This is a genomic window from Chryseobacterium edaphi (assembly GCF_025628985.1).
GTDB classification, from domain to species: Bacteria; Bacteroidota; Bacteroidia; order Flavobacteriales; family Weeksellaceae; genus Chryseobacterium; species Chryseobacterium edaphi.
The window spans coordinates 327,114-353,895 of sequence record NZ_JAOTEM010000002.1 but is presented as its reverse complement, the minus strand read 5'-3'; the positions used below and the strand labels follow the sequence as shown (position 1 = coordinate 353,895).

The window sequence follows — 26,782 nt, the reverse complement described above, 5'->3', positions numbered from 1 at the left end:
GAAAATAACGCTGAGATACTATATTGGAAGAATATTTTGGAAATGAACTTGTAAAAAAGTTCGAGGAAATGATGGAAAATAATGATGAATTCTACTTCGACACAGAAGAATTAGATGACATTATTGTTTATTATCTGGAGTTGGGAGATTTTAATTACGCTGATATGGCAGTTAATTACGGTCTCAAACTTCATCCCAATTCTTTGGATATCAAGATCAAAAAACTTGAAGTGCTCTTAGAATGGGAAGATTATAATACGGCGAAGGAAATGATCGATGAGTTAAAAGGTTCTTCTATGGAGAATACAGACTTTTTGGTATGCTACGCAAAGTATTATTCGAATTTAGGAAATCCTAGAAAATCTATTGAAATCTGCAAAAAAGCTTTAGAATTAAACGAAGAAGAAAACTTCCTGAATAATTTTATTGCAGATGAATATGTGAATTTGGGAGATCCTTTTAACGCTCTTAAACATTATCAGCAGGCATTGAAAGAAGATCCTACGGATGAATATTCGTTGGAAAATGCAATGATCTGCTTTAGTGATCTGAATAAGAGTGAGGAAGCTATTGCTTTCCTGAATGATTACCTTGACAATTTTGCTTACTCAGAAGTAGCCTGGAGCGAGTACGGACAATATTATTTCAACAGAAAAAACTACGAAGAGGCCATCAAAGGTTTCGACTATATGTTGGCAATTAATTCCAGTGCTGTTGGAGTTTATGCAAGTAAAGCGGCTTGCTATGAAGCTTTAAATCAATACAAAAAAGCAGTAGAAGTTTATGAAGAAATGCTGGAGCTGGAATACACAAAGGCGTTTACATTTTATAAAATCGGACTGTGTTATAAAGCTTTAAAGCAACCGACGGTAGCTTTGAATTATTTCCAAAAATCATTGAGAGAAGATCCGCAGTTTTATATGGCAATGATGGAGCAGTCTTATCTTTACGAAGAAATGGGCGGAATGCCGGAAGCTTTGCACTTTGCAAGAGAAGCTACATTGCTGAACGATGGAAATCTTGATTACCAGAAAAGATTGGCATTTCTATTTATCGATTCAGGAAAGTTTGAAGAAAGTCTTTCCTGCCTTAAGAAATTGGTAGATGCTGAACCTTCAAGATTTTACAACTGGTATGCATATACTGAAGTTCTAATGTTAGTCGGTGAATATGAAGAGGCAGTTACTGTATTGATTGCAGCTTTACAGCATCACAATCGTGCAGAACTTTATTATCAGCTGAGTAATTGTTATTTTAATCTAAAAAATACAACTAAAGGTGCAGAAGCTTTAGAAAAAGCATTAGAACTTGATCCTTCTTTGATTACTGATATGCAGAAAAAATATCCATATATCAAAGATGAGGTGAAAAAGGTGAAAGCTAAAGTGAAGAAGAAGAATTGATTAGCCAGGTGTTAGAAGCTGGAAGATGGATGTTTTGCTTTGCCTTACAAACAGATTTAATCTTTTCACTAATAAGTTTTAAAAAAATTAATTTAAATAAATAATCCTGCAGCAATGCGGGATTTATTTTTGGACAACGGTCATCAATCTAGCTAATGTAATCAAGAAACTTTGGGGTCTCTGCTAAGTGAAACGCCTTTGCGAACTTATAAACAGTTAATAGTTAAAAAAATCTTAGCGGACTTTGCGTTTAAATTTAAAAACATTTCAATAATTTAAATAAAACAACATGGATTTATTTTTGAACAACAGTTTTAGCCCTTAAAAAGATCAATCCGGCAATAATTACACTTGCCCCAGCAAACTGCAAAATCGTCAGTTTTTCACCGTCTAAAATCCCCCAAATAATAGCAACAATCGGCATCAATAAGGTAACAGTCGAGGCAAACAGCGGAGTCGAAACTTTCAGCAAACGATAATTCATCATCATTGCCAATCCGGTACCGAAAACGGAAAGTAAACTCACAAACATCAATCCCATCATATTTTCTTTAGAAAAAGTAAATGTTGAAACAAAACCTGTTGATATTAAAGCAATCAACGAAGGCAAAAATAAAACGAATGAGAATACAAATGCAGACAAAACCGTCGAAGAAACTTCGATCAGTTTAGATTTTACAGTCGTTGTGCTAATTGCGTAGCATAACGTTGCCAAAAGCAAAAGAAGAATGGGAAAGATTTTAAATTTAGAATCATCCCCGCCCCCAAATGCAAGCAGACAAACTCCGGTAAAGCTTATAAAAATTCCCGTCATCTGTCTTTTGGTAGTTTCAAATTTCCAGAATATAGTTCCGACGATAATAACAAAAATAGGCATCATCGAATTGATAATTCCTGCAATACTGCTGCTGATTTCCGTTTCGGCAATAGGAAATAGGAACATCGGGATGAAATTCCCTGTAAAAGCTGCTAAAATCAGCCATTTCAAATGTTTCTTCGGGAAAAGTTTGTATTTTGATATTGCGATCGACATTAGGATAATTCCGGCAATCAAAACTCTCAACGCTCCGACTTGATAAGGAGTAAAATGGTCTAAAGATTTTTTAATTAAAATAAATGAGGATCCCCAAATAATGCTGAGGATAATTAGAAGAATCCATTTTTCTTTATCTGCGTTCATTATTTTTATGTAAAGTTTTAAGAAATTCTTTTTTGGAAATCATTCTTGCGCCTAAACTTTCAAGATGCTCGGTGTGAGATTGACAGTCGATTAATTTGAGTTCGTTTTTATGAGCTTCCACGAAATGTATAAATCCTGCTTTTGATGCGTTGCTTACTTTAGCGAACATACTTTCTCCGCAAAAGACTTTTCCGATTTGTAAACCGTAAAATCCGCCAACTAACTCATGGTTTTGCCAAACTTCGATACTTTTTGCAAAGCCAAACTCGTGAAGTGTAATAAAAGATTCCATTAATTCATCTGAAAGCCAGGTTCCGTCCTGTCCTTTTCGGCTGATTTCCCGACAGTTTTTAATGACTTCTTTAAAGTTTTTATTTTCGGTGAATGTGAAAACGTTGTTTTTCAAAATTTTCTTCATCGATTTTGAAATTTTCAACTCTTCTGGAAAAAGAACAAATCTAGGATCGGGACACCACCATAAAATTTCTTCATCGGGATTAAACCAAGGAAAAATACCGTTTTGATACGCAAACCAGATTCTTTCCACAGATAAATCTCCGCCAAAAGCGATCATGCCTTCATGTCCGTCGTAATGCAGCGGATTGGGAAATGAAATTTCGTTGGAGTCCAGTCGAATCATAAGGTGAAAAAAATCCCACTTAAAAAGCGGGATTATGTTTGATTGTATGCTTTAATTAAAAAGGTAAATCGTCATCGTCGTCTCCGGCAAAAGGATTTTCGTTAGAAACTGGTGATGCAGATTGCTGAGAAGAAGCCTGAGTTGGCTCAGAACCTGTAGCGCCATCCATCACTTTTTCTACTCTCCATCCTGTAATAGAGTTGAAATATTTAGTTTCTCCCTGTGGCGAAACCCATTCTCTACCTCTGATGTTGATTCCCACCTTCACATTTTCTCCTTCTTTCAAAGCATCCAATAAATTTATTTTATCTTGTAAAAACTCAATGTTTATTGGCTGTGGATATTGTTCTTGTGTAAGAATAACCATTTCTCTCTTTTGGAAACCACTCGCAAATGTTTGAACATCAGTGATTTTCTTTACCGTTCCTTGTAATTCCATATCGTAAATATTAACTTTGTAAAAGTAGTAAATTGAAATGTAATAAAACAACACGGAAAGAAACTTTGTAAAAAAAATAAAATTTTTTGTGAAAACTCTTGCAAATAAAAATTATTGCCCTATATTTGCACTCACAAAAACGAAAGAAGATCTTTAAAATAACTCAATAATAATGCGGATGTGGTGTAATTGGTAGCCACGCCAGACTTAGGATCTGGTGCCGTGAGGCGTGGGGGTTCGAGTCCCTTCATCCGCACTACATATTGCGAAAATAGCTCAGCTGGTAGAGCACAACCTTGCCAAGGTTGGGGTCGCGGGTTCGAGTCCCGTTTTTCGCTCTCATCACGCCCTGGTGGTGGAATTGGTAGACACGCAGGACTTAAAATCCTGTATCCGCAAGGATGTACGGGTTCAAGTCCCGTCTGGGGTACACAAAAAGACTGTTAATCATTGATTAGCAGTCTTTTTTGTTTTATATGCAGATTGATAATTATCTAAACAAATTTTTAAATTAAATAATTCAACAATCTTGTACTAGTAAAGATTTACTTGATTCCTTATTACATACATTTTTTAATTTCGATTAAATTTTTCCTACAAATTTCAAAAACAGTGTTTTTCCTCTTTTTTATATATCAAGAGTTAAGTACTTTTGTTATATAACCTTATAAAATTTTTGTACATGAAAACTCCTTTTTTATTTAAGAATGTTAATGCGTTTTTTCGCGTATTTATTTTAGGTGTATTTGTAATCAACCTTGTTGGTTGTACACCACCGCCGGAAACACCTGTAGATGACAGTTATAAAAAGAAACTTATAACGCATGAAGATGCGCAGGTTCTTTTTGATGAGTATACGAACACCAATAATAGAATTCTCACGGAGTCCAGAAACGGACAGCCTGATTCAAGATGGTATTCATTCACCATTGAGGAGATGGAAGGATACATAAAGTATGTAAAAGAAAATGCTGAAAAACAAAATCTTAAAAACGTTGGAATCAAGATTTATATGGGAAAATATCCTGCAAATCATCCTGTCAACAAAATGGCAAAACCGGAATATGCAGGTTACCAGACAATTTTCTTAATGCCGACAACAATCAAAGAATCCTCTGATGTCAATATGAAAAGTCGCAGTCGCGGAGAAACGGATGAAAGCGTAAAAATTGAGTCTATTCAGCCTATGAACATGACGAATCTGTCGCCACCACCAAATCATTTATCAGCAAATACTTTGAATTAAAATTTGTAAGTAATGGCTTGGAATGTAGAATTGGGAAAACAGATATCGATGGTCATTTTGGTCATCATGATGATATTGATTGCTGCGAAGTATAAAAAAATAGAAAAGGTAAATTTGTTTTTTTTCGCAGGATATATTTTATTATCATTAAACGATTTCTTTTTCTATTTTTTTACCAAGTTTACCAATTTGCTCACCGAGAAATATTACAGTGTCTGTATTGCAATCGTGTTTTTGATGTATCTGATTTACTATTACAAATTGATGTACATCCCTTTACTCAAAAAAATACAGCGGATAATTTTGGTTCTTTTTTTTGTGAATATTTTCGGAATGTCGATTTTAGAACACAGTTTTTTCCAGGGTTTATCTTTTAATATTTTTTATATCAATATTCTTCTGTTAATATTTTCGATCATTTTATTTTTGTATCAGACATTCAATTCAGATAAAATATTTGAGATAAAAAACTATCTGCCTTTTTGGATTTCGGTGGGTTCGCTTATATTTTATATAGGAATTATTCCGCTTTTTTTCTTTAGAGTTAAAGTTTCAACGGATATTTTTGCTATTGTAATATTTTTATTAAATCTGATCAATAATGGATTGATTGTTTTCGGAATATTCTGGAACAAACCTGATGAAGTAAAACAAACCTGACTGTAAAGCATGGAAGAAGATAGATTTGTCATAATTTTCACAGTTACTTTGTTGATAATCGTATTAACGATGATTTTCGTTTACGTTATATTCATTAGAAAAAAAACGACGCTGTTGATTGAGCAGAAGGAAAAAGATATGCATTTTGAAAAGGAATTGGCAACTTCACAGATAGAAATGAAAGAACAGACGCTCAATTACATCGGGCAGGAACTTCATGACGATTTGGGACAAAAACTTTCTGTTGTTCGTTTGAGACAAAACCAACTTATTTCCAAGCTTAGTAATGGCGAAAAAGAAGAATTAAACGAATTAAATGAATTGTTGGGAGAATGCATTCAGGATGTCAGAAATTTATCTAAAACCCTAATTACCGAGCAGATTATCCATTTCGGATTGGTAGAATCTATCGAAAGAGAAATTCAGAGAATAAAAAAATTGCGTCTGCTGAAAATTGAGTTTATCACTCAAAAGCATGACATTGATATTGCGCCAAAACACGGATTGATTTTATTCCGGATCATACAGGAAAGCATCAATAATATTTTAAAACATTCCAGAGCAAAAAATGTATCAATAGAGTTGGAAGATGATCATGAAAGACTGAAAATTACCATTTCAGATAACGGAAAAGGTTTTAATACGAAAATCCTAAGAGACGGTTCCGGATTGAAAAATATGGCATTAAGAGCAAAATTGATTCAGGCAGAATTTTCTATCCAGTCCAAGTTGGAAGAAGGAACAAAAACATCCATCATATACCATAAAAATTTATCATGAAAACAATTCCGATTGCTATTGTAGACGATCATACTTTAATGTCGAAAGCATTAGAAAACATGATTACAGAAAATCCAAAATACAAAGTGGTGATGAATCAGCCTAATGGAGAGGATTTCATTAATGCTTTGGAAAAAACTTCCGAACTTCCCGCTGTGGTGTTGATGGATATTAATATGCCTTACAAAAACGGGATAGAAACCACAGAATGGCTTACGGAGCATCATCCCGATATCAAAGTAATTGCTCTCACGATGGAAGATGATGAGAAAGTTTTAATTAAAATGTTAAAAGCTGGAGCAAAAGGATATCTATTGAAAGATATGCAGCCATCAATACTTTTTCAGGCAGTTGATACTGTTTTTGAAAAAGGAAGTTTCTACACTGATTTTGTAGCTCAGAAACTCCTGAAAGTACAAAGCGAAGATGCGAAAAATGCTTCATTACTTTCCGATTTGAAAGAAAGAGAAAAAGAATTTATCAAATTGGCGTGCAGCGAACTGACCTACAAAGAAATCGCCGACAAAATGTGTTTAAGTCCGAAAACTATCGATGGTTACAGAGATTCTGTTTTCGTTAAATTAGAAATAAAAAACAGAGTCGGACTTGTACTTTTTGCTTTGAAACATAATTTGTGTTGATTAATCTTTTTTTTAAACTTAAACATAGCATTATTCACAGTAATTTGCTGCTCCCTCGGAGCAATATCTGCGTAGAAAATTATTTGTCTTCATAATGGAGCGTTCCGTAGGAACGCTATCTTGAGCCTTCTAACAAATCTTAAATCTAAAATTATCCTTGCCATTTTTGGTAAGGATATTTTTGTTTTAAAATATCAATAAAGGTGATTTTCCTCTAACAAATCAGGTTTTATCCTCTGTTTTTGTTTCCTCAAAAGTTAGAATTTTGTCAAGTAAAATTAAAGTTACAGGCAGAACCCGAAAAGCCAAAACAGAGTAGGGAAACTTAAAAAACTAAAACAATGAAAAAAGCATTAATTGTAGGAGTCAATGACTACGCACCAATCGGTTTAGGAGGGCCAGATTTAAATGGATGTATCAACGATGCACGTGATATGGCAAACACATTGGTGATTTGTGGTTTCGCACCAGCACAAATCAGAATTTTAACCAACCAAAATGCTACAAGACCCAATATTTTAAATTATTTAAAAACTCTGGTTAGCAATAGCGTAAAAGGAGATTCAATTGTATTTTACTATTCCGGACACGGAACAAGGGTTGCCAACATTGGAGCAGATCTGGAAATTGACGGTATGGATGAGGCAATTTGTCCGCACGATTATTCAACTGCAGGAGTTATCCGGGATGATGATTTTAAAGCAATATTCAGCAAGCTAAAAGCAGGTGTAAATCTGGAAGTTATTTTCGACTGTTGCCATTCTGGGACAGTTACCAGAGCCTTAGATTTGGGTTTAAACTTAGATATGTCTTTTGAAAAGGCCCGATTTATTCCGCCTATGTTAGAAGATGAGTTTTACATGACTTATGCCAGTGAAATTTCAGCATCTAAAAATTCTAAAAAACAATCAATGACGAGAGCTTTAGTGCCTGTTGCGGATCTGAACCACACATTGTGGGCTGCATCAAAAGACAGTCAGGTTTCGATGGAAGGAAGTATGAGCGGACAAATCAGAGGTTATTTCACATACCATTTCTGTAAAATACTTAGGGCTACAAACGGAGATATTGTCAGAAAAACACTCGATAAACAGGTTTCTATGGCGTTATCGGCGATGGGAGCCGCGCAAATCAATCAGACGGAAAGCCTTACAGCAGAATTTTCACAAAAAATATTTTTATAAAAAACATTGGCGGAATCCGAAAAGCCATCCAAAGAGTAGGAAAAAATTGATTAAAAACACCAAATAATCATGTCTAATATCGAAAACAACAATCCGATGACAGTAGAAGAAGTTGCGAGACTTAAAACTGTTAAAGCAAAATCAGCTGAAAAATCAGCCAATTTAAAATTATCCGACAAAGAGCCTGAAATGGAAATGATCGACGGAAGAGCTTATCCGAAAGGAATGAAATCTGTCGGAATTACAATGAAAGAAAAATCTGTTGATGATGAAATGATGGAAACCGATCATTTTTACCCGACTCACGCAGATTTTGAATATCAGCCAAAATTGGAATCTAAAAAAGACAGAAAACCAAAATTTATTGAAAAAGAAACTTTTCTTACAGTAAATGGGGCAAGAACTATTTTCGGACCCGATCAGAGAAAAGTGTTTAATTCAACAGCATATCCGTGGCGTTGCGTAGGAAGGGTAGAAAGTCCTTTAGGAATCGCAAGTGGCGTCATGATTGGACCTAGACACGTTCTAACTTGTTCACACATTATAGATTGGAAACCAAACAATCAAACTGGCTGGTTCAAATTTACACCAATGTATTACAATGGAAGCGCGCCTTACGGAACTGCATTTGGAATTCAGACTTATTACAAACATAAGGTTGCAGGACCTACGATTGATGGCACAGAAGTGCAGTTCGATTATGTAGTCGTGGTTTTAGACCGACCAATTGGTAACAGTATTGGATGGCTCGGTTCAAAATCATATTCAGATTCTTGGGACGGACAAGCTTCGTTTACTCATGCAGGTTATCCCGCAGATCTTACAGGAACTCAGAGACCAACGTATCAGACAGGAATTGCTCTTGATGGAGATTTCTGGAGTCCGGATGATAATGAAAGCATTAATCACCAAGCAGATATTTGGCCTGGACAAAGTGGCGGTCCGTTTTGGGGATATTGGAATGGAGCGCCTTTCGCAGTCGCTACTCAAAGTGCTCATAATCCAAGTATTAACTTTGCAAGTGGCGGATCAGATCTTGTAGGTCTCGTTACGAGAGCAAGAAATGAATATCCTTAAACATTATTTTGTTTTATAAATGGAGAGTCTGGTTTTTTGAAAATCAGGCTCTTTTTAATTTTTATAAGCTTGCGGTGTAGTCTTATTTTTAGTATTTCAAAAATAAGTGAAACGGCTTTGTTTAGCTTAATTTTAATAATGACTTTTTAATATTCTTTGTATACCCTTGCGTTTTTTAATCGCAAAGTAAGACAAAGGTTTTTTTACAATAAAAATGTTTTTACTTAAGATATACAAAGGCATTTCATTTAACAAGGAAATACAATAGTAAAGGTTTCGAGTGTTTGAAAATGCAAACCGTTTTTCTAATTAAAAAAAACAGCACGTTTAGAAAAGTGCTGTTCTGAATTTAAATAAAATTATTTTCTAAACATTTCCGTATGTGGAATATTGTCTTCCAGATATTTTTTTCCGGTATCTTCAAAACCAAATCCTGAATAAAATCTCAACAGATAATCCTGCGCAGAAATTCTCACTTCAGTTGTATGGAAACGGTTTTCAATGGTTTCAACAGCGTATTGTATCAATTGTTTGCCTAAACTTTTTCCTCTCGCTTTTTCTGTGGTTAAAACTCTTCCGATGGAAGTTTCGGGATATTTTATTCCTTTATCGAATACCCTGCAATAAGCTAATACACTTTTATCTTGCTCTGCCCAAAGGTGAATCGCTTTTTGGTCATATCCATCCAAATCCGGATATGGACAATCTTGTTCAACCACAAAAACATCCACTCTCGCTTTAATAATTTCATAAAGTTCGGAAGTTGTAATTTCTTCAAAACTTTTTATTTTCCAAATCAAATTACTCATTAAAAGTCACACTATTGTTTGCTAAAAACTCATTTGTTTTTTGAATGAAGCTTAAAATTTCATCAGTTCCTGTTTTCTTTTCTGCGGAAGTCACATAAATTTCCGGTAAATCTTCCCAGGTTTTGTGAAGTTCAGCTTTATAATCTTCAACGTTTTTAATGACAATATTGGGTTTCAGTTTATCAGCTTTTGTAAAAACAATTGAAAAAGGAACACCGCTTTCTCCGCACCACTGGATGAATTCCAAATCGATATTCTGAGGAGTATGACGGGAATCAATCAAAACAAAAAGATTAACCAGATTATTTCTGTTCAAAATATAATTGTTGATAAGCTTTTCAAAATCTCGTCTCATCACTTTAGAAACCTTTGCATATCCATAACCAGGTAAATCGGTAAGATACCAGCTTTCATTAATGATAAAATGATTAATCAACTGAGTTTTTCCCGGAGTTCCTGAAGTTTTTGCTAAATCTTTCCTGTTGAGCATTCCGTTGATCAATGAAGATTTTCCTACATTTGAGCGTCCGATAAAAGCGTATTCAGGGATGGTTCCTTCCGGGCATTCCTGCCATTTTCCGCTGCTTTTTACAAACTCTGCTGTTTTTATAACCATTTTGTCTTGATTTTATTTAGAAAAATAAACCATTAAGAAAGTCTTAATGGTTTAGTCTTAATTTTACACTTTATCTTTTACCCAATTGTACAGAATTTCGTTGAATTCATCGGGTTTTTCCATCATTGCAGCGTGTCCGCATTTATCAATCCAGAAAAGATCTGAATTTGGAATAAATTTGTGCATGTCAATAGCTACTTCAGGAGGTGTTACATTATCCTGTTTACCCCAGATTAAACACGTTGGACGTAAAATCTTCGGAAGATCATTCAACATATTGTGTTTGATAGCGCTTCTTGCGAGCATTACCGTTTTGATCCCTTTCATTCTGTCATTTACAACACTAAAAACTTCGTCTACCAAAGCTTCGGTCGCAACTGCAGGATCATAGAAAACCTCTTCTGCTTTCTTTCTTATATATGAACGGTCGTTTTTTCTTGGAAAACTATCACCAAAAGCTCTTTCGTATAATCCAGAACTTCCTGTAAGAACTAGGTTTTGTACCAAATCGGGTCTTGCTAAAGTCAAAATAAGTCCTACATGACCACCCATCGAGTTTCCTACTATCGTTACAGGTTTGCCAATTTCGCTTTCAATAAATTTGATCACATATTTGGCAATTGTGGTAAGGTTGGTATTAAGTACCGGCAAATCGTAGATCGGAAGTTGAGGTACATAAACCTTAAACCCTTTCTCTGAAAAAAAATTCACCATCTTGTCAAAATTACTCAACCCACCCATCAAACCGTGCAAAAGCACCAATGGATGTCCTTCCCCAGCTTCAATGAAGGTATATTTCTTATCTTTTTTTGTACTAAATATCATAAAGTCGCTTTAATAAAGCATTGCAAAAATACAAATTATACACCAAAAATTTTTTGATATCCCTAATTTAAAATAAAAATAATATAATAAAGGAAATACATCTATATTTTTTAATAATCTTTTTATTATTCACCGAATAACAAGGTCTGTAACTGTTTTTATATCAAATATTTAAATACTATTTGTGAACACTTAAGTAAAACTTATTAACATTGAGTCAAAAAGTGGGAAAAAGTGGGAGCTTTTGGAAAAATTTGTATAATTTTGTCCCAAATGAGAAATTTCATTGGAACATATGAGTGCAAAATAGACGACAAGGGTCGCCTGAAAGTACCTTCTTCGCTGATCAAGCAGATGGAGGACTTTGAGGATAAGACCTTTGTGGTAAAGCGTTCTGTGTTTCAACCGTGTCTCGAAGTTTATCCTATGAAAGCATGGGATAAGCTTATGGAAAAGATAAATAAACTAAACAGATTCATTAAAAAGAATGCTGACTTCATCAGAATGTTTACTGCGGGTGTAAAAACCGTTGAGTTGGATAGCGCCGGAAGATTGCAGATTTCAAAAGATCTTACGCATTTTGCTGATCTTACGAAAGATATTGTAATAACAAGTGCGGGTGAGCTTTTCGAAATTTGGGATAAAGATGCTTACGAAAAGGTAATTGCAACCAATGAAGAAGATTTTGCAAGTCTGGCAGAAGATGTAATGGGAACTTTTGGTGAAGAATAAATAAAGTATACACAAATGAGCATATATCACAACCCCGTTTTATTGAAGCAAAGTGTGGATGATTTGGTGACGAATCCGGACGGAATATATGTGGACTGCACATTTGGAGGAGGAGGTCATTCACAGGAAATTTTAGAAAGGCTTTCTGAAAAAGGAAAATTATATGCATTCGATCAGGATTTGGATGCGCTTAAAAATACATTGGATGATCCAAAATTCACCTTGATCAACCAAAATTTCAGATTTTTAGAGAATTCTCTTCTGATGTATGGAGTTTCAAAAGTTGACGGTGTTTTAGCTGATCTTGGCGTTTCTTCCCATCAGTTTGATGAAGCTGAAAGAGGGTTTTCAACGAGGAACAATGCACCTCTTGATATGAGAATGAATGTGATGCAGAGCCTCGATGCTAAAAAAGTTATTAATGAATATGAAGAAGAAGCTTTAGCAGATATTTTTTATTACTACGGAGAATTGAGGGAAGCAAGAAAACTGGCAAGAGACATCGTTCATCATAGAAAAATAAAAAGCATCAACACAACGGAAGATTTGAAGAAATTGTTCAGCTTTCTTCCGCCGCATAAAGTAAATAAATTTTATGCGCAGCTATTTCAGGCAATAAGAATTGAAGTCAATCAGGAACTTGAAGTTTTAAAGGAAATGTTGGTTCAGGCTTACAATGTTTTGAAACCGGGAGGAAGATTGGTAGTGATTTCTTACCATTCTTTGGAAGACCGTTTGGTAAAAAGATTCCTGAAAAACGGAATGTTTGAAGGTGAACCACAACGAGACATCTATGGAAATTATGCAAAAGCATTTGAATTGGTAAAAAGCAAAGCAATCATTCCTGATGAAAAGGAAATTGAAGAAAACTCAAGAGCCAGAAGTGCTAAAATGCGAACAGGAATAAAATTGTAAAAGTGAATAGTGAATTGTCAATGGTGAATTTAAAATTGACTATTGACAAAATGAACTGAATTGACTTCAAGAAAATTGACAATAATTTAAATAAAAATAAAATCAGACAAAGTCTGTGGCAAAAAAACCAACATATCGTCCTCAAAAAAGACTCACTTTTATAGATATTATAAAAGGGAATTTTCTGAATCGTGATGAGTTGAAAGATCATTATAAATTTTTTCTGTTGATTTTTGTTTTGATGATGGGAATGATTTATTCAAACCATTTGGTGAATAAAAAAATAAAAATTGTAAATGCTTTAAAAGAAGAAACAGAAGAATACAAATCGAGAAATGCTTATGCGCAAAGTAAGCTGATCAAAGTGAAAATGGAATCTGAATTGGGGAAACAGGTCGCAGCAGACTCGTTAATGACTCTAGAAAGTCACCCTCATAAACTCTTAATAAAATTAGACAGTACAGATGCAAAAGCAAAATGAATACGATAACAAACGTAAAAAAACGTTACGATGGGGCTACCTCTTTGCAGTGGGAGCTTTGTGTGTTTTTGTGCTGTTTATCGGAAGAATTATTCTTCTGCAGAATACGAATGTTCAGGAAATCAAAGATGATTACATCAACAACAATTACCGTACAGCAACTTTAAAAGCAGCTCGTGGAAATCTCTATGCTTCAGACGGATCGATCCTTGCAACAACGGTAATGCGTTATGATGTCTTTCTTGATTTTAAGACAATAAAAGATACCGTTTACTACAATAATATTGGTGCGCTTACAGATTCTTTGAGTAAAATGTTTGGGAAACCGAGAGCTGAATTCAGAAAGAAATTTGATGAGCAGAAAAAAAAGAAAAATCAGTATTATACTCTTGTTAGAGGTTTAGACTTTGATCAATACGACAGAATTAGAAAGTTTCCGATTTTTAAAAGAGGTAAAAATAAAGGAGGTTTCATTATCGACAGAAACTTCAAAAGAGAATTAGCCACTTCAGAAATTGGAGCAGGAACTATTGGAATCGACAATGGAGTCGCAAAGGCAGGTCTTGAAGGTGCTTTTTCAAAATATTTAACCGGAACAGATGGTCAACGACTTGAACAAAGAGTCAATTCTTCACAATGGAAACCTATTGATTTTTGGAAGGTTAAAGAACCTACTGACGGACAAGATGTTTATACAACTTTAGATCTTAGAATTCAGGATATTGCGCATTCAGCTTTAGAAAAGCAACTGATCAATTTTGAAGCAAAACACGGAACGGTAATCGTAATGGAAGTTGCAACAGGAAAAGTTCGTGCAATGGTCAATTTAAGAGAAACTGAACCCGGAGTTTATGAAGACGCTTACAATTATGGTTTAAAAGATAATATTGAACCGGGATCTACTTTCAAAACGATTTCGCTTTTGGCTGCAATGGACGACGGATTTATTGATGAAAATACAACGGTAAACGTAGGAAATGGAGTTTGGGTTTATGCAAAACAAAGAATTTCTGATGGTCATGGTGGTGGAACTTATGACATCAGTGATGTTCTGGCAAAATCGAGTAACGTTGGAACGGCAAAACTGATCACAAAATATTATGCAGACAAGCCGGAAATTTTTCTTGATCATTTAAGAAGATGGAAATTATTCGACAAAATGGATATTGAACTTCCAGGAATTACAAAACCGAGAATTTTAACGCCAAAAAGCAAATCATGGAACGCAGCAACTCTAGCCTCAATAGGTTATGGTTATGCAACGAATATAAACTTGTTACAATTAGCAACATTCTATAATGGTGTAGCCAATAAGGGTAAAATGCTGAAACCAATTTTCATTGATAAAATAATGAAAGACGGAAAAACTATTTTTGAAGCTAAGGAAGAAGTAATGGTTAAAAAAATGGCATCAGATAAAGCGATTCAGATGATGACAAGTGCTTTGACGAAAGCTGTTGAAAAAGGAACAGGAAAAAGTATTTTCACTCCAAATTTAAGAATGGCAGGAAAAACAGGAACGGCAAGATTTGAATATTGGTTGCCTGGACCGATGAAGTACAGAGCATCATTTGCAGGATTTTATCCGGCAGACAATCCAAAATACACTTGCTATGTAATGATTAGCGAACCAAATGTCTCAAAAGGGTTTTATGGAGGAACAGTTTCCGCACCGGTTTTTAAGGAAATTGCAGGTAAAACTTTCTTGAAAACACCTCAAAATGTTGAAAAGGAAATGCTTGTCGACAGAAAAGTCAACCTCAATAAAATGGTTGAACCGAATGTGAAAATAGCAGTCAATAATAAGCAAATGCCAAGTGTGGTAGGATTGATAGGTAAAAATGCGATCCCGCAATTGGAAAATCTAGGATATCGTGTGGACTTCAAAGGGGTTGGAAGAATTAAAGAACAATTTCCGCTTGAAGGTACAACAATCAGTAAAAATCAGAGAATTTATTTGACTCTGCAAAATTAGAAATAAGTCCTGAAAGGACGACCTAACAATGAATAGGATGAAATCCTATTAAAATAAAGGTCATTAAAAATAAAATAAACCGCATCAAAAAAATGCAATTAGTTGAATTATTAAATAGAATCCCAGTTCTCGAAACTAAAGGAAGGCTTGCACTGAGCGAAGTCGAAGTGTCCGAGTTGGTTTTCGACAGCAGAAAAGTTTCCGAAAACTCTTTGTATATCGCATTGAGAGGAACGGTTGTGGATGGACATTCATTTATTGCATCTTCTATCGAAAAAGGTGCGAAAACTATTGTTTGCGAAGAACTTCCTGAAAATTTAGATGAAAATATTACTTATATTAAAGTAAAAGATGCTTCTAAAACTTTAGGACATTTATCTTCCAATTTTTACGGAAATCCTTCAGAAAAATTAAAACTAATTGGCGTTACAGGAACAAACGGGAAAACTTCTGTTTCGACTTTGCTGTTTGATGTGTTTAAAAATTTAGGCTACGATTCAGCTTTATTATCAACAGTAGAAATCAGAATTGGCGAAAAAATAATTCCGGCGACTCATACGACTCCGGATGTGATTACCATCAATAAAATTTTGGCTCAGGCTGTCGAAGAAGGCTGCGAATTTGCCTTTATGGAAGTAAGCTCTCACGGAATTGCCCAAAACAGAATTGAAGGGTTGACTTTCACAATCGCAGGCTTTACCAATTTGACGCACGACCATTTAGATTATCATAAAACATTTGATGAATATTTAAAAATCAAGAAAAGATTCTTTGATGAATTAAACGAAAATGCGATTGCCATCACCAACGTTGATGATAAAAACGGAAACGTGATGCTTCAAAACACGAAGGCTGCGAAAAAGTCTTATGCTTTGAAAACGATGGCAGATTATCACGGAAGAACTTTGGAAGTTGATTTCAATGGAATGCTTTTGAATTTTAACGGAAAAGAATTCTGGACGACCTTAACAGGGAAATTCAATGTTTACAATTTGCTTTTGGTTTTCGGAATTGCTTCTGAATTAGGTTTTGAACAAGATGAAATTCTTCAGGCAATCAGCATTTTAAAAAGAGTTTCCGGAAGATTTGAAACCTTCAAATCGGAGGGAGGAATTTTCTTCATCGTCGATTATGCACACACTCCAGATGCATTGGAAAATGTTTTAGACAGTATCAACGACATCAGAACAAAAAACGAAAGACTGATCACAGTTTTCGGTTGCGGCGGCGACAGAGATCATACGAAAAGACCTGAAATGGGAAATATTGCATCAAAGAAATCGACTTTGGCAATTATCACTTCAGACAACCCGAGAACGGAAGATCCTAGTCAGATTATAAAAGAAATTGAAGCAGGCGTTGAACCTCAAAACTTCAGCAAATACACTTCAATTCCAGACAGAAGAGAAGCCATCAAAATGGCTATTAAGTTCTCTGAACCGAAGGATATTATTCTCGTAGCCGGAAAAGGTCACGAGAATTATCAGGAAATTAATGGTGTGAAACATCATTTTGATGATAAGGAAGTGATTAATGAGCTTTGGAAATTGATGTCGAAGTAACTACAAGATTTAAATTATGAAAACATCTAAAATGGTATTAATAATCTCACTAATTTTTGGTTTAGGAATATTGATAGTTTTTCTTTTAAAAGATAATTCAAAAAAGGAAATTAAGATTTTAGATTGTAAAGTATCTTACACAGTAAAAGAGTTACAGCCGGGGTTTATAGATTTTTCGGAGTCAAATGCGAAAAAGGAAATAGGGATCTGTTTGTGTGAAAAATATTTAAGCAATAGAGAACAAAAATATAAAGTAGAGATTTTAAAACTATATAATAATGTTGGAATGATATATCCAAGTTTTGAAAAAGGAAACAAATTAGATTCAGTTTGTAATAATAGAACATATGTCTTTTTCAAACAGTTTAATCTTTAAAACTAAAATTAATAAAACATGTTATACTACCTATACGAATATCTAACAAACCACGGCATCCACATTCCGGGAATGAATTTGCTGAGGTACATTTCATTCCGTGCGGGAATGGCAGTTTTGTTGTCTCTGACGATCGCTCTTATCTACGGAAAAAGCATCATCAATTACCTGAGAGGAAAACAGATGGGCGAGTTGGTTCGTGATTTAGGATTAGACGGGCAGAAACAAAAAGAAGGAACTCCTACAATGGGAGGATTCATCATCATTATTGCGACTTTGATTCCTGTTTTGCTGTTTACAAGAATCACCAATATTTATATTGTTCTTTTGATTGTGACGGTAGTTTGGATGGGAGCAATCGGGTTTTTAGACGATTATTTAAAGAAAATCAAAAAAAATAAAGACGGATTAAGCGGAAAATTCAAGATTGTCGGACAAGTTGGTTTAGGGCTAATCATCGGAGTTACAATGTATTTCCATCCTGATATTACGGTTAAAAGAAAATATGCAGATGCAAAAGTAGTCAACCGAAACAATGTTGAGCAGAATTTTATGCCAACAGAAAAAATCACTGTTTCTACAGTTCCTTTTGCTAAAAATAATGAATTTGATTATAGCGGAATTTTATTTTGGATGAGCAGTGAAGATGCTCACGAATGGGCATGGATTGTTTTTATCCCAATCGTAATTTTCATTGTAACTGCAGTTTCGAATGGAGCCAATATCACCGACGGAATTGATGGTCTTGCAGCCGGAACGAGCACGGTTATATTACTTGCCTTAGCTTTTTTCACTTACGTTTCTGGGAACATCATTTTTGCAGATTATCTCAATATCATGTTCCTCCCAAATATGGGTGAAACCACGATTTTTGTCGTTGCAATGGTGGGAGCCGTTATCGGATTTTTCTGGTACAATACTTATCCGGCGCAGGTTTTTATGGGTGACACCGGAAGTTTGATGTTGGGTGGTGTGATCGCTGTTTTAGCGGTTATTTTAAGAAAAGAATTAATGATTCCTGTGCTTTGCGGAATTTTCTTAATTGAAAATGTTTCGGTAATGCTTCAGGTAGTTGTTTTTAAATACAGAAAAAGAAAATTTGGGTTAGAATATGCCCAGAACAATAGATTGTTTAAAATGTCTCCTTTGCATCATCATTATCAGAAAGATGGTTTTCACGAAAGTAAAATCGTCAACAGAATGATTATCATCGGAGTTATGTTAGCAATTGTATGTCTTATTACATTGAAAATGAGATAGAATTAGCAGTAAGCGATAAGCTTTAAGCTTAAAGCCCAATGCATAAAGCAAATTATATGAAAATAGTTGTTTTAGGAGGTGGAGAAAGCGGTTGTGGTGCTGCTTATTTGGCTAAAAAGAAAGGTTTGGAAGTATTTCTTTCAGACAAGGGAGCCATTAAGGATAACTACAAGCAGTTTCTGACAGAAAATGAAATTGAATTTGAAGAAGGAAACCATGATGAAGCAAGAATCTTAAGCGCAGATTGGATCGTAAAAAGCCCGGGAATTCCAAAAAAGGCAGATATGATTCACAAAATTCACATGAAGGGAATCAGAATTTCTTCGGAAATAGAATTTGCTTCAGAATTTACCAACGCCAAGATTATCGCCATCACCGGAAGCAACGGAAAAACGACGACAACCTCTTTGATCTACTACATTCTGAAAAATGACGGGATGAATGTAGGTTTAGGCGGAAACATCGGTTACAGTTTTGCAAAACAGGTTGCCGATGAGAATCATGAATATTATGTTTTGGAGGTGAGTTCTTTCCAGTTGGATGATATTCAGAACTTCAGACCATATATTTCTTTATTATTGAATTTGTCTCAAGATCATTTGGATCAGTACAATTACAACTATGAAGAATATGCTCTGGCTAAATTCAGAATTGCTGAAAATCAGGAAAATGATAATTTTTTCATCTACAATAAAGATGATGAAATGAGCAAAAATATTCTTGAAAAGTTTGAAATCAAAGCGAAGATGATTCCTTTCTCAACCAAAGAGAAACTGAATGAAGGAGGTTTTATCGATGAGGAAGAATTAATTGTAAAACTGAAAGATAAATTCTCAATGAAAATTGACGAATTGTCTTTAATGGGAACCCACAATGTTGCCAACAGTTTAGCTGCTTCGATCGCAGGTAAAATACTGGAAATCAATAATGAAAGTATAAGAAATTCATTGATGACCTTTCAGGCAGTTGAGCACAGATTAGAATTGGTAACTGAAATTGATGGAGTAAAATTTATCAACGACAGCAAAGCAACCAACGTCAATGCAACATATTACGCTTTAGAAAGCATGAAAACCCCAACCGTTTGGATTGTTGGCGGACAAGATAAAGGAAATGACTACTCAGAAATTGAGAATTTAGTCAAAAGAAAAGTTAAAGCAATCGTTTGCTTAGGAATTGACAATCAAAAAATTATAGACTTTTTTAAAGATAAAAAAGATTTTATTTATGATACTTCAAGCATGGAAGAAGCGGTGAAAATTTCAAAATCATTAGCCAAGAATGGCGACACGGTTTTATTGTCACCATGTTGTGCAAGCTTCGATTTGTTTAAAAATTATGAAGACCGCGGCAATCAGTTTAAGGAACAGGTTTTAAAAGCAATGGCTAATAGCAACAGCTAAAAGCAGAGAATATGAACGAACAGTACACAGAAGAAAGCAAATTTGAATATCTGAAGGGCGATAAAGTACTTTGGATGGTCATTATTGTGATCTCTATTTTCTCTATTTTCCCCGTGTATTCTGCAAGTTCTAATCTGGAATACATTGTCAATAACGGAACCACAACAGGTCACGTGATGAAGCACATGTTTTTTGTGGTTTTAGGGCTAGTCATCATGAGATTCGTTGGTGTAGTCAAGTATGAATACATCGGTAAACTTAGCAGCATTTTGTTGGGTTTAATGATTCTCTTATTGGTGGTAACAATGTTTACCGGACAAACAATCGACGGAGCGAGTGCCTCAAGATGGTTAAAAATTCCGGGAACACCGATTTCATTTCAGCCATCGTCGTTTGCTTTCCTGATGTTGATTATTTATCTGTGCAGATATTTGACCAAAAAAATAACAAGAGAGCGTACAATTGGGGAAAATATAGGCTTTATTTTCGGGCCAATTTTATTGGTTTTTGTCCTTGTTGCGAAAGATAACGGTTCTACAGCTTTGATGATTTTAATGGTTTCAGTGATTGTTTTAATTATAGGACAGCTTCACTGGAAATACATTGCAGGGTTCATCTCATCATCATTTGTAGCGATAGTCTTGTTTTTATTGGTTGCTTTAAATACCAATCTGATTGGTGGAAACCGTGTGCATACATGGATGAGCCGTATCGAAACATTCACATCAAGCAAAGCAAAAACTGCCGATGTAGATGACGAAAGTGTAAAGGCAAAAAATTATCAGGTCATGCAGGCGAAAGCTGCCATCGTTCACGGTGGAATTACCGGAATGGGACCAGGGAAATCTGCTTTAAAACAAATGCTTCCACAATCTGCTTCAGACTTTATCTTCGCAGTAATTGTTGAAGAATATGGTGCAATAGGAGCAGTTTTCCTGATCAGTATGTATCTTATTATGATTATCAGAATTGTGATGATTGCGAGTAAGATGCCTGCGTTTTTCGGATCGTTGCTTGTGCTCAGTCTCGGGGTAATGATTTTTGTACAGCTGGCGGTAAATATTGCCGTTGCAGTCAATCTGATTCCGGTTACAGGACAGCCGTTGCCATTAATAAGTTATGGGGGAACATCAATGTTGGTAACCTATTTACAGTTAGGAATTATTTTAAACATCAGCTCAAGAATTCAGATCTATGATGAAGAAGGAATGGGCAAAAAACAAAGTATCGTCGAGATCAATGATATTGCTTAAAAAAATTTAAAATGGAAATAAGAAAAATTACCTTTACCGACAGCAAAAACATAGAGAATACTGTGGTGATTGATACCAACGAGAATATCAGCAGTTTTCTTGAAACTTTCAGATTGGAAGTCAACGAAGTTATCGAGCTCAACGATTCGATGTATACCGTAAAGTCCATTTCTGAGAAAGAAATTGATGCTGAGAAAGAAATTTTGGTCGATGTAGAATTTATTGATTTAATTGAAAATCAACCTACAGCTTAAAATCAACATGATGGACAAAAAACTGAAAGTATTATTAAGCGGTGGCGGAACAGGAGGACATATCTTCCCGGCAATCGCTATTGCAGACGAGATCAAGAAAAGATTTCCTGATGCAGAATTTTTGTTCATTGGAGCCAATGGAAAAATGGAAATGGAAAAAGTTCCGCAGGCTGGCTACAAAATCGAAGGAATTGATATTGCCGGAATCGACAGAGGAAATATGTTATCCAATTTAGGTTTGCCTTTTAAAATTTTGAAAAGTTTATCTAAATCTAAAAGAATAATTAAAAATTTCGCTCCGGATTTTGCAGTTGGAACCGGCGGTTTCGCAAGCGGCCCCGCTTTATATGAAGCAAGCAAAATGGGGATTCCGATTTTTATTCAGGAACAAAATGCGCATGCAGGAGTGACGAATAAAATATTAAGTAAAAAAGCAAAAGCCGTTTTTACAGCCTATCCAAAAGTGGAAGGTTTTCCGGCTGAAAAAATAAAGTTCTTGGGAAATCCAATTCGTTCAACTATTATTTCAGGAATGCAGGAGACTTCCGAGGCGAAAGAGAAAATGGGTTTAGATCAAAAAAAACTTACCATTCTTTCAGTTGGAGGTTCTTTAGGATCAAGAACATTAAACAACGGCTGGAAAGACAATTTAGATCAATTAAAACAAAAAGGGTATCAGTTAATCTGGCAAACCGGAAAACTGGATTATAAAGAGATCGTTGATAGTTGTCAGTTGTCAGTTGACGGAAATTCCAACAACCAACAACCAGGAACTAACAACCAAATCCAAATAAAAGAATTTATCAAAGACATGGAAACTGCCTATTCTGCAGCTGATGTCATAGTTTCAAGAGCGGGTGCGATTGCCATTTCAGAGTTGGCTGTTGCTCAGAAACCTGTTTTATTGGTGCCGTTCCCATTTGCGGCGGAAGATCATCAAACCAAAAATGCGATGACTTTAGTTGAAAAAAATGCAGCTAAAATGGTCAAAGACTCTGAAATGAAGGAGGGATTTTGGAGTACATTATCAGAGATCTGCGAAAACGAAAGTGTAAGAAAAGAAATGTCAAAAAATCTGCTCTATTTTGCCAAACCCAATGCGGCGAAGGAGATTGTGGATGAGATATTTAATCAACTGTAAAAAGTATAATTGTAAAATGTATTAAAGAAAATCGTAAATACTTTGTACATATTACATCAATACAAGAAAAAAGAATGAACAATTTAGAAACATATCAGAATTTTTACTTCGTCGGAATCGGAGGTATCGGGATGAGTGCTTTGGCGCGCTACTTCCATGCTTCGGGCAAGAATGTTTTGGGCTATGATAAAACCAATACAAAACTGACTCAACTTTTAATGAGCGAAGGAATTGATATTGTTTTTGAAGATGTTATTGATGAGAAAATTACTTCTCTTGAGAAAGAAAATACATTGATTATCTACACTCCTGCAATCAAGAAATTGGGGATTTTAGATTATTTTAATGAAAATCAGTTTGAAGTTTTAAAGCGTGCAAAAGTTTTAGGCTTAATTACAGAAAACACAGATTGCATCGCAGTTGCAGGAACGCACGGAAAAACGACAACGTCAACTTTGGTTTCGCATTTGTGTAAAGAAGCAGATTTGCCATTTTCGTGTTTTTTAGGTGGGATTTCTGAAAATTTCAAATCGAATTTCCTGTTTAACGGAACAGAGTATTCGGTGGTGGAAGCTGATGAATACGACAGAAGCTTCCTCAACCTTTCTCCGGATTGGGCGGTAATTACTTCGACAGATGCAGATCATTTGGATATTTATGGCGATAAAAATACAATTGAAGAAGGTTTCAGACAATTTGCAGCTTTGGTTCCTGAAGATAAACAGTTGTTTGTAAGAAAAGGCATTGAAATCGGGAGAGCCCACAAAACCTATGCCGTAAACGAAGTTGCTGATTATTACTCAGATAACCTTCGCATGGATTATGATAAAATCTACTTCGATTTTCATACTCCAACGGAAACTGTAAAAGATTTTGTCTGGGATGTTCCCGGAATTCACAATGTAGAAAATGCGACGGTTGCGTTGGCAATTTTAAACAATCTTGGAGTTGATTTTGAGACGTTGAAGAAAGCAATTGCCAATTTTAAAGGTATAAAAAGAAGATATACAAAACATATTTATCCGAGTGGTAAAATTTATATTGATGATTACGCCCATCATCCGACAGAAATTAATGCGGTAGTTGGTTCAATCAAAACTTTTTATCCTGATAAAAAATTATTGGTAGTTTTTCAGCCGCATTTATTCAGCAGAACGAGAGATTTTGTAGATGGATTTGCTGAAAGTTTAAGCAATTCCGAAGAGTTGATTTTGTTGGATATTTATCCTGCGAGAGAACTTCAGGAAAATTTTGAAGGGATTACTTCTGATTGGTTGTTGGAAAAAGTGGCTTTAGATAAAAAAGAAATTTCAGGTTTGTCCGAAGCTTTTGATAAAATTAAAGAGAAGGAATTTGACATTTTGCTTACGGTGGGTGCAGGAAATATTGATACGCTGTACGATCCGATTTGCGAGTGGTTAGGAAAAAATTGAAAATAATAAAATTTTAAAACAATTTTAAATGTCTGAAATCTGACATCTAAAATCATCTTAGAAACAATGAAAAACAAATACAGAATTTTAAAAATTGCCATCACAGTGATTCTACTTGGTTTCCTGCTGAGTTTCTCTTTGAAGAAATTTAGCGGTCAGAAGATTACGGATGAGAAAATTTCTGTAAAAATGAATGAGAAAACTCCGGTTTATTTTATTGATGAGAAAGATATTAAACAGATCGTTATCAAAGAAAATCCGTCAGGGAAAGTAGGAGATTTGAATATTCCTGAATTGGAAAAGAAGATCAATGCACTTCCAGCCGTTGACAGCGCGAATGTGTATTTAAATTTAAATGGAAAGTTAAATTTGGAGATCAAACAGAGAGTTCCGGTTTTCAGGTTGAATTATAATGAAAAGGATTTTTATGTAGACGAAAAAGGAACTGAGTTTCCAATTTCCAGAACCTATTCTCATCCATGTATGTTGGTAACGGGAGATGTGAAAAAGGACGAATATGAAAAGCTGGCTGAACTGGTCGATAAAATTGACAAAGATGATTTTAGTAAAAAATATTTCATCGGAATTTCAAAATATAAAGACAGCTACAATCTCCTTACAAGTGAAGGAAACTATAAAGTGGAGATCGGAGATTTAGATAATATTGAATTAAAGGTAAAAGGTTTCAAAACTTTTGTTGAGAAATATCTGGTTTATCAGGATCCTCAAAAATATAATATGGTTTCTGTAAAATATCAGAATCAAATTGTAACGACATTGAATCCTTATTTTAAAGACAACGACAGTATTTTGAAAGCAGGACATAAAGATTTGGCTAAAACTCCGGTTGCTGCGGCTCCTGTTAAAAAAGCAGAAGTCAATTTGAAACCAACAGTGAAAAAGGCGAGTTCAGTTTCATCAAAACCCAAAGTATCGACTAAGCCAAAAGCTGTTGTCAAACCGAAGGAGAAAAAGAAAACTCCTGAAAAGAAACCGGCTGCAAAGCCTAAGACAAAAGCAAAGGTTAAAATAGAATAAAAAGTAGGTAGACCTATTAAATTAAATAAGTAATTAAATCAAATCGATATATAACAATGGAAAATCAAGAGTATTCAGTAGGTCTTGACATCGGGACAACCAAGATTGTCGCCATTGTCGGAAGGAGGAATGCACACGGGAAAATAGAAATTCTCGGTGTTGGTAAAGCCAAAAGTCTTGGAGTTCATAAGGGAATTGTGAATAATATTTCACAAACCATCAACTCCATCAAAGCAGCTGTTGCAGAAGCACAGTCTAGCGCGGGTGTACCTATTCATAAGGTCACCGTGGGAATTGCAGGTAAACACATTCGTTCACTGCAGCATTCAGATTACATTATGCGTGAGAATCCGGACAGATTTATCACAGATGATGACATCGAAGCGTTGAAAGATCAGGTGAAAAAACTGGTCATGTTGCCGGGTGAAGAAATTATTCATGTTTTGCCGCAGGAATATAAGGTTGATTCTGAAGGCGAAATTCAGGAGCCTGTCGGAATGCACGGAAAACGTTTGGAAGCCAATTTTCACGTTGTTGTAGGACAAATGGGAAGCATCAGAAACATCGCAAGATGCGTAAGAGAAGCAGGTTTGGAGATGGAGGCATTGACTTTGGAGCCTTTAGCATCTTCTGAAGCTGTTTTAACTAAAGAAGAAAAAGAAGCTGGAGTAGCAATCGTAGACATCGGGGGTGGTACTACAGATATTGCTATTTTTAAAGATAATATCATTCGTCATACTTGCGTCATTCCTTACGGTGGCGGAATTATTACGGAAGACATCAAAGAAGGTTGTTCAATTATAGAAAAGCACGCCGAGCAATTAAAGGTTAAGTTCGGTTCTGCGGTTCCAGAGTTGGAAAAAGACAGCACTTTTGTAACGATTCCGGGACTTCACGGAAGACCCGATAAAGAAATTTCTCTTAAAACTTTAGCACAGATTATCAATGCAAGAGTGGAGGAAATTTTGGAAATGGTCAATACAGAATTAAAGGCTTACGGAGCATTTGAACAGAAGAAAAAACTAATTGCAGGAATTGTTCTGACAGGTGGTGGTTCAAATCTGAAACATCTTCGTCAACTGGCAAATTATACTACAGGATTCGATAGTAGAATTGGTTTCGCAAATGAATATATTGCAAACGATAAGAATCAATATCTTAAAGGACCGGAATTTGCAACGTCTATCGGTTTGCTGATGGAAAGTTTGAAGATCAGAGATAAAAAAACGGTTGCTGTAGAAGAAGTTGAAATTGAGATCGAAACAAAAGCTGAACACACTGAACAGCAAACAGTTTCTAATATTGAATCTCAGTCTCAAACTCAAATATCTCAACAGCCTGTGCAGGAATATGAAACTCCGGCTCAGCAGCAACAGAGAAAAGTAAGATTGACTTTCGGACAGTCTCTGATGGAAAAAGTAAAAAAATTCTTTGAAGAAGTAGAATAATTAAATAGAAG

27 protein-coding genes and 3 tRNA genes are annotated in these 26,782 nt (G+C 35.2%); 24 read left to right on the top strand and 6 right to left on the bottom strand.

What is annotated here, in order from left to right:
* Nucleotides 1-23 precede the first annotated feature (23 nt).
* Nucleotides 24-1,403 (top strand): tetratricopeptide repeat protein, encoded by a 1,380-nt coding sequence (locus tag NZ698_RS09800; protein WP_263002929.1) that lies wholly within the window; start codon nt 24-26, stop codon nt 1,401-1,403.
* A gap of 295 nt (nt 1,404-1,698) precedes the next feature.
* On the opposite strand, the gene NZ698_RS09795 is transcribed toward NZ698_RS09800, so the two are convergent.
* From NZ698_RS09795 to NZ698_RS09785, 3 genes are read right to left on the bottom strand one after another with little or no spacing between them, the layout of a single operon-like run.
* Nucleotides 1,699-2,583, bottom strand: coding sequence for a DMT family transporter (locus NZ698_RS09795; protein WP_263002928.1), 885 nt, complete (start codon nt 2,581-2,583; stop codon nt 1,699-1,701).
* On the bottom strand, nt 2,570-3,223 hold the full coding sequence (gene aat / locus NZ698_RS09790; protein WP_263002927.1) for a leucyl/phenylalanyl-tRNA--protein transferase: 654 nt from the start codon (nt 3,221-3,223) through the stop codon (nt 2,570-2,572). The genes NZ698_RS09795 and aat overlap by 14 nt, the downstream gene beginning before the upstream one ends.
* A 55-nt stretch (nt 3,224-3,278) precedes the next feature.
* Nucleotides 3,279-3,662 carry a DUF3127 domain-containing protein gene (locus NZ698_RS09785; RefSeq protein WP_263002926.1) on the bottom strand — a complete coding sequence of 128 codons (384 nt, stop codon included), beginning with the start codon at nt 3,660-3,662 and terminating at the stop codon, nt 3,279-3,281.
* Nucleotides 3,663-3,836: 174 nt separating this feature from the next.
* Between NZ698_RS09785 and NZ698_RS09780 the strand changes: the two genes are divergently transcribed.
* From NZ698_RS09780 to NZ698_RS09740, 9 genes are all read left to right on the top strand, one after another.
* A tRNA-Leu gene (locus tag NZ698_RS09780) sits at nt 3,837-3,918 on the top strand.
* 9 nt (nt 3,919-3,927) lie between these two features.
* A tRNA-Gly gene (locus tag NZ698_RS09775) sits at nt 3,928-4,000 on the top strand.
* Between the two features lie 8 nt (nt 4,001-4,008).
* Nucleotides 4,009-4,092: transfer RNA gene (locus NZ698_RS09770), tRNA-Leu, on the top strand.
* Nucleotides 4,093-4,344: 252 nt separating this feature from the next.
* A complete protein-coding gene (locus tag NZ698_RS09765) occupies nt 4,345-4,908 on the top strand; it encodes a hypothetical protein (RefSeq protein WP_263002925.1) in 564 nt (187 codons plus the stop codon).
* 12 nt (nt 4,909-4,920) lie between these two features.
* Nucleotides 4,921-5,568: a hypothetical protein gene (locus NZ698_RS09760; protein WP_263002924.1), complete on the top strand. Its 648-nt coding sequence runs from the start codon at nt 4,921-4,923 to the stop codon at nt 5,566-5,568.
* Between the two features lie 9 nt (nt 5,569-5,577).
* Complete coding sequence (locus NZ698_RS09755) at nt 5,578-6,348, top strand: sensor histidine kinase (protein ID WP_263002923.1); 771 nt, start codon at nt 5,578-5,580, stop codon at nt 6,346-6,348.
* On the top strand, nt 6,345-6,989 hold the full coding sequence (locus tag NZ698_RS09750) for a response regulator transcription factor (RefSeq protein ID WP_263002922.1): 645 nt from the start codon (nt 6,345-6,347) through the stop codon (nt 6,987-6,989). Before NZ698_RS09755 ends, NZ698_RS09750 begins: the two co-directional genes overlap by 4 nt.
* A gap of 341 nt (nt 6,990-7,330) precedes the next feature.
* Nucleotides 7,331-8,173: a caspase family protein gene (locus NZ698_RS09745; protein WP_263002921.1), complete on the top strand. Its 843-nt coding sequence runs from the start codon at nt 7,331-7,333 to the stop codon at nt 8,171-8,173.
* A gap of 69 nt (nt 8,174-8,242) precedes the next feature.
* The gene (locus NZ698_RS09740; RefSeq protein WP_263002920.1) at nt 8,243-9,250 is read left to right on the top strand and encodes a trypsin-like serine peptidase; all 1,008 of its coding nucleotides are present in this window, start codon (nt 8,243-8,245) and stop codon (nt 9,248-9,250) included.
* 359 nt (nt 9,251-9,609) lie between these two features.
* Here the strand turns inward: NZ698_RS09740 and NZ698_RS09735 are convergent, their stop codons facing one another.
* The 3 genes from NZ698_RS09735 to NZ698_RS09725 all read right to left on the bottom strand — a co-directional run bounded on the left by NZ698_RS09735 (nt 9,610) and on the right by NZ698_RS09725 (nt 11,500).
* Complete coding sequence (locus tag NZ698_RS09735; protein ID WP_263002919.1) at nt 9,610-10,059, bottom strand: GNAT family N-acetyltransferase; 450 nt, start codon at nt 10,057-10,059, stop codon at nt 9,610-9,612.
* A complete protein-coding gene (gene yihA / locus NZ698_RS09730) occupies nt 10,052-10,675 on the bottom strand; it encodes a ribosome biogenesis GTP-binding protein YihA/YsxC (protein WP_263002918.1) in 624 nt (207 codons plus the stop codon). The genes NZ698_RS09735 and yihA overlap by 8 nt, the downstream gene beginning before the upstream one ends.
* A 63-nt stretch (nt 10,676-10,738) precedes the next feature.
* The gene (locus NZ698_RS09725; RefSeq protein WP_263002917.1) at nt 10,739-11,500 is read right to left on the bottom strand and encodes an alpha/beta fold hydrolase; all 762 of its coding nucleotides are present in this window, start codon (nt 11,498-11,500) and stop codon (nt 10,739-10,741) included.
* Between the two features lie 273 nt (nt 11,501-11,773).
* Here NZ698_RS09725 and mraZ point away from each other — a divergent pair, with 273 nt between their 5' ends.
* The 14 genes from mraZ to ftsA all read left to right on the top strand — a co-directional run bounded on the left by mraZ (nt 11,774) and on the right by ftsA (nt 26,771).
* Nucleotides 11,774-12,232: a division/cell wall cluster transcriptional repressor MraZ gene (gene mraZ / locus NZ698_RS09720; RefSeq protein WP_263002916.1), complete on the top strand. Its 459-nt coding sequence runs from the start codon at nt 11,774-11,776 to the stop codon at nt 12,230-12,232.
* A gap of 21 nt (nt 12,233-12,253) precedes the next feature.
* A complete protein-coding gene (gene rsmH / locus NZ698_RS09715; RefSeq protein WP_263003407.1) occupies nt 12,254-13,147 on the top strand; it encodes a 16S rRNA (cytosine(1402)-N(4))-methyltransferase RsmH in 894 nt (297 codons plus the stop codon).
* Between the two features lie 115 nt (nt 13,148-13,262).
* Nucleotides 13,263-13,628, top strand: coding sequence for an FtsL-like putative cell division protein (locus tag NZ698_RS09710; RefSeq protein ID WP_263002915.1), 366 nt, complete (start codon nt 13,263-13,265; stop codon nt 13,626-13,628).
* Nucleotides 13,612-15,603 (top strand): penicillin-binding transpeptidase domain-containing protein, encoded by a 1,992-nt coding sequence (locus NZ698_RS09705; RefSeq protein ID WP_263002914.1) that lies wholly within the window; start codon nt 13,612-13,614, stop codon nt 15,601-15,603. Before NZ698_RS09710 ends, NZ698_RS09705 begins: the two co-directional genes overlap by 17 nt.
* A 92-nt stretch (nt 15,604-15,695) precedes the next feature.
* Nucleotides 15,696-17,165, top strand: coding sequence for a UDP-N-acetylmuramoyl-L-alanyl-D-glutamate--2,6-diaminopimelate ligase (locus NZ698_RS09700; RefSeq protein ID WP_263002913.1), 1,470 nt, complete (start codon nt 15,696-15,698; stop codon nt 17,163-17,165).
* Between the two features lie 16 nt (nt 17,166-17,181).
* Complete coding sequence (locus NZ698_RS09695) at nt 17,182-17,541, top strand: hypothetical protein (RefSeq protein ID WP_263002912.1); 360 nt, start codon at nt 17,182-17,184, stop codon at nt 17,539-17,541.
* An 18-nt stretch (nt 17,542-17,559) separates the two neighbouring features.
* A complete protein-coding gene (mraY, locus tag NZ698_RS09690; protein WP_263002911.1) occupies nt 17,560-18,801 on the top strand; it encodes a phospho-N-acetylmuramoyl-pentapeptide-transferase in 1,242 nt (413 codons plus the stop codon).
* A gap of 56 nt (nt 18,802-18,857) precedes the next feature.
* Nucleotides 18,858-20,204, top strand: a complete 1,347-nt coding sequence (gene murD / locus NZ698_RS09685) for a UDP-N-acetylmuramoyl-L-alanine--D-glutamate ligase (RefSeq protein WP_263002910.1) — start codon at nt 18,858-18,860, stop codon at nt 20,202-20,204.
* A gap of 11 nt (nt 20,205-20,215) precedes the next feature.
* Nucleotides 20,216-21,457, top strand: coding sequence for an FtsW/RodA/SpoVE family cell cycle protein (locus NZ698_RS09680; RefSeq protein ID WP_263002909.1), 1,242 nt, complete (start codon nt 20,216-20,218; stop codon nt 21,455-21,457).
* A gap of 11 nt (nt 21,458-21,468) precedes the next feature.
* Nucleotides 21,469-21,711, top strand: coding sequence for a hypothetical protein (locus NZ698_RS09675; protein ID WP_263002908.1), 243 nt, complete (start codon nt 21,469-21,471; stop codon nt 21,709-21,711).
* Nucleotides 21,712-21,721: 10 nt separating this feature from the next.
* Nucleotides 21,722-22,852, top strand: a complete 1,131-nt coding sequence (gene murG, locus NZ698_RS09670; RefSeq protein WP_263002907.1) for an undecaprenyldiphospho-muramoylpentapeptide beta-N-acetylglucosaminyltransferase — start codon at nt 21,722-21,724, stop codon at nt 22,850-22,852.
* 74 nt (nt 22,853-22,926) lie between these two features.
* Nucleotides 22,927-24,285, top strand: a complete 1,359-nt coding sequence (gene murC / locus NZ698_RS09665) for a UDP-N-acetylmuramate--L-alanine ligase (RefSeq protein ID WP_263002906.1) — start codon at nt 22,927-22,929, stop codon at nt 24,283-24,285.
* 66 nt (nt 24,286-24,351) lie between these two features.
* On the top strand, nt 24,352-25,323 hold the full coding sequence (locus NZ698_RS09660; RefSeq protein ID WP_263002905.1) for a cell division protein FtsQ/DivIB: 972 nt from the start codon (nt 24,352-24,354) through the stop codon (nt 25,321-25,323).
* A gap of 56 nt (nt 25,324-25,379) precedes the next feature.
* On the top strand, nt 25,380-26,771 hold the full coding sequence (gene ftsA, locus NZ698_RS09655) for a cell division protein FtsA (protein ID WP_263002904.1): 1,392 nt from the start codon (nt 25,380-25,382) through the stop codon (nt 26,769-26,771).
* The last annotated feature ends 11 nt before the right edge of the window (nt 26,772-26,782 follow it).

Coding starts and splice junctions, on each gene's coding strand:
- NZ698_RS09740 (WP_263002920.1), top strand. CDS start 8,243: ATGTCTAATATCGAAAACAACAATCCGATGACAGTAGAAGAAGTTGCG.
- murC (WP_263002906.1), top strand. CDS start 22,927: ATGAACAATTTAGAAACATATCAGAATTTTTACTTCGTCGGAATCGGA.
- NZ698_RS09795 (WP_263002928.1), bottom strand. CDS start 2,583: ATGAACGCAGATAAAGAAAAATGGATTCTTCTAATTATCCTCAGCATT.
- NZ698_RS09675 (WP_263002908.1), top strand. CDS start 21,469: ATGGAAATAAGAAAAATTACCTTTACCGACAGCAAAAACATAGAGAAT.
- NZ698_RS09735 (WP_263002919.1), bottom strand. CDS start 10,059: ATGAGTAATTTGATTTGGAAAATAAAAAGTTTTGAAGAAATTACAACT.
- mraZ (WP_263002916.1), top strand. CDS start 11,774: ATGAGAAATTTCATTGGAACATATGAGTGCAAAATAGACGACAAGGGT.
- NZ698_RS09695 (WP_263002912.1), top strand. CDS start 17,182: ATGAAAACATCTAAAATGGTATTAATAATCTCACTAATTTTTGGTTTA.
- NZ698_RS09750 (WP_263002922.1), top strand. CDS start 6,345: ATGAAAACAATTCCGATTGCTATTGTAGACGATCATACTTTAATGTCG.
- NZ698_RS09725 (WP_263002917.1), bottom strand. CDS start 11,500: ATGATATTTAGTACAAAAAAAGATAAGAAATATACCTTCATTGAAGCT.
- NZ698_RS09745 (WP_263002921.1), top strand. CDS start 7,331: ATGAAAAAAGCATTAATTGTAGGAGTCAATGACTACGCACCAATCGGT.
- NZ698_RS09700 (WP_263002913.1), top strand. CDS start 15,696: ATGCAATTAGTTGAATTATTAAATAGAATCCCAGTTCTCGAAACTAAA.
- aat (WP_263002927.1), bottom strand. CDS start 3,223: ATGATTCGACTGGACTCCAACGAAATTTCATTTCCCAATCCGCTGCAT.
- NZ698_RS09765 (WP_263002925.1), top strand. CDS start 4,345: ATGAAAACTCCTTTTTTATTTAAGAATGTTAATGCGTTTTTTCGCGTA.
- NZ698_RS09680 (WP_263002909.1), top strand. CDS start 20,216: ATGAACGAACAGTACACAGAAGAAAGCAAATTTGAATATCTGAAGGGC.
- mraY (WP_263002911.1), top strand. CDS start 17,560: ATGTTATACTACCTATACGAATATCTAACAAACCACGGCATCCACATT.
- NZ698_RS09785 (WP_263002926.1), bottom strand. CDS start 3,662: ATGGAATTACAAGGAACGGTAAAGAAAATCACTGATGTTCAAACATTT.
- NZ698_RS09705 (WP_263002914.1), top strand. CDS start 13,612: ATGCAAAAGCAAAATGAATACGATAACAAACGTAAAAAAACGTTACGA.
- murG (WP_263002907.1), top strand. CDS start 21,722: ATGGACAAAAAACTGAAAGTATTATTAAGCGGTGGCGGAACAGGAGGA.
- ftsA (WP_263002904.1), top strand. CDS start 25,380: ATGGAAAATCAAGAGTATTCAGTAGGTCTTGACATCGGGACAACCAAG.
- NZ698_RS09755 (WP_263002923.1), top strand. CDS start 5,578: ATGGAAGAAGATAGATTTGTCATAATTTTCACAGTTACTTTGTTGATA.
- yihA (WP_263002918.1), bottom strand. CDS start 10,675: ATGGTTATAAAAACAGCAGAGTTTGTAAAAAGCAGCGGAAAATGGCAG.
- NZ698_RS09760 (WP_263002924.1), top strand. CDS start 4,921: ATGGCTTGGAATGTAGAATTGGGAAAACAGATATCGATGGTCATTTTG.
- NZ698_RS09660 (WP_263002905.1), top strand. CDS start 24,352: ATGAAAAACAAATACAGAATTTTAAAAATTGCCATCACAGTGATTCTA.
- murD (WP_263002910.1), top strand. CDS start 18,858: ATGAAAATAGTTGTTTTAGGAGGTGGAGAAAGCGGTTGTGGTGCTGCT.